At 65.5% G+C, this 1,881-nt stretch carries 2 protein-coding genes; one reads left to right on the forward strand and one right to left on the reverse strand.

From position 1 onward, the window contains the following. The first annotated feature begins 251 nt into the window (after positions 1–251). Positions 252–1,379, forward strand: a complete 1,128-nt coding sequence (locus tag J0A65_RS22805; protein ID WP_206596595.1) for a DsbA family protein — start codon at positions 252–254, stop codon at positions 1,377–1,379. A gap of 47 nt (positions 1,380–1,426) precedes the next feature. On the opposite strand, the gene J0A65_RS22810 is transcribed toward J0A65_RS22805, so the two are convergent. Further along, on the reverse strand, positions 1,427–1,881 hold a 455-nt coding region (locus J0A65_RS22810), incomplete at its 5' end, for an HlyD family secretion protein (protein ID WP_206596596.1).

Genomic DNA, 1,881 nt, shown 5'->3' on the forward strand with positions numbered 1-1,881 from the left:
ATACGGTGCTGCGGCGCTGGAAGAGCAGCGGCCATGCCATTCGGGCCCTCGAACCTGCCGGCAATCCTGGGTACTCGGGTCTGGATACACACATGGCTTGCCAGGTCATTGAGATCGACTGCCGAAGCTCATAACGTCTATACCCATTCCGCACGCTGAACCTGACGCCTGGCCACCAGGACAGCGGCACTCGGCAGAACAATAATCACGACGCCCGCGGCGCGGATGACGGGTGTCGGCAGGAGTCGCAGTTGAAAGCAGCCATCTCTCGCACCCTGACGCGAACGCTCACCAGCCCGACCCTGCGTGACTGGCGATGGCGCCTGGCCGCCGTGCCAAGGCGATTGCAGGGGCAGGAGCCGGTGGTGCATTACTTCCATCAGGCGGATGACCCGTACAGCCACCTGACCGCCTCGTTGCTGCCGCAGCTTCAGCAGCGTTACCGGGTGCGGATCGCCAGTCACCTCGTGCCACCGCCCTCGATGGAGAATGCCCCCGACCTCGCGAGGCTTGGCGAATGGTCGGCGCGTGATGCGCGGCGGCTGGCAGGCCACTTCAAACTGGCGCCCGTCCGCGAATTTTCCGCGCCCGATGGCGGCGAGCTGCGCCAACGACTGGGGCACTACCTGGGCGCGACCTTCTACTTCGAGGGCGAGTGGTACTGGGGGATCGATCGCCTGCATCATCTGGAGCGCAGGCTGGCAGACGCAGGCCTGGCCGAGGCCGGCCTTCAGCCCCTCGTTGCACCGCCGGATCTGCTGCTGGAGGAGGGTGTGAGCAGCACGCAAGCGCCGGTGCTGCATTTCTTCTGCTCGCTGCGCAGCCCTTACACCTGGATTGCGACGCCCCGCATAAGGCAACTGGCCGAGCACTATGGCGCTGAGCTCAGGCTGAGATTCGTGCTGCCGATGGTCATGCGCGGTTTGCCCGTCCCCCTCGAGAAGCGGCTCTACATCCTTCGCGACACCAAGCGCGAGGCGGAACGCCTGGGGCTGCCGTTCGGGACGATTGCCGACCCGCTCGGGGCGCCAACGGAGCGCGGCCTGGCACTGCTCCAGCATGCCATCGGCCAGGGCAAAGGGCCCGAGTTCCTGGAGTCGTTCCTGAGGGGCGTATTCGCCGAAGGGATCGACGCCGGCTCGGACCGCGGCCTGGCCCGGATCGCCCAGCGTGCAGGGCTGGACCCGGATGAGCTCGCCGTTGCCCTGGCCGACCCGAGCTGGCGGGCAGTCGCCGAGGCCAACCGGAGCGAGATGCTGGGTGAAGGACTCTGGGGCGTACCCTCGTTTCGCATCGACGACTTGCCGGCCCTGTGGGGGCAGGATCGTATCTGGATGCTGGAGCAGGACCTGATAGGTCAACTGACCCGGCAGGGTTGAGTGACGCCGTGCTTCATTCGGCGTCGAGTCAGTTGTCCGCCTCAGACTCAGGGGAGCGGACTTGGCTCCAGACTGACCGAAACGGTTCGTCCAGCTACCAGCTTCATGCCTTCCGGTATCTCGTCGATAGCGATGCGTACGGGGATGCGTTGCGCCAGGCGAATCCAGCTGAAGGTCGGATTCACGTTCGCCAGCAGCGTGCCAGACGCCGTGCTGCGCTCGCTGTCGTTGATCCCGGCTGACAAGCCTTCCACATGACCGCGCAGTGGCTGCGGCTCGCCCATGACCCAGATGATGGCCTTGGCTTGCTCGCTGATCTGCGCCAGCTTGGTTTCTTCGAAATAGCCGGCGACATAGAAGCTGCTGCTGTCGACCAGGGTCATGACCGGCTGTCCGGCGCTGGCGTAGGCGCCCGGACGTAGCGAGAAATTGGTGACCACCCCGTCCACCGGCGCGTAGAGATCGGCTCGCTGCAGGTTGAGGGTCGCCAGTTCACGGTCTG

It is taken from the genome of Bowmanella yangjiangensis (genome assembly GCF_017255015.1).
Classification (GTDB): Bacteria; Pseudomonadota; Gammaproteobacteria; order Enterobacterales; family Alteromonadaceae; genus Bowmanella; species Bowmanella yangjiangensis.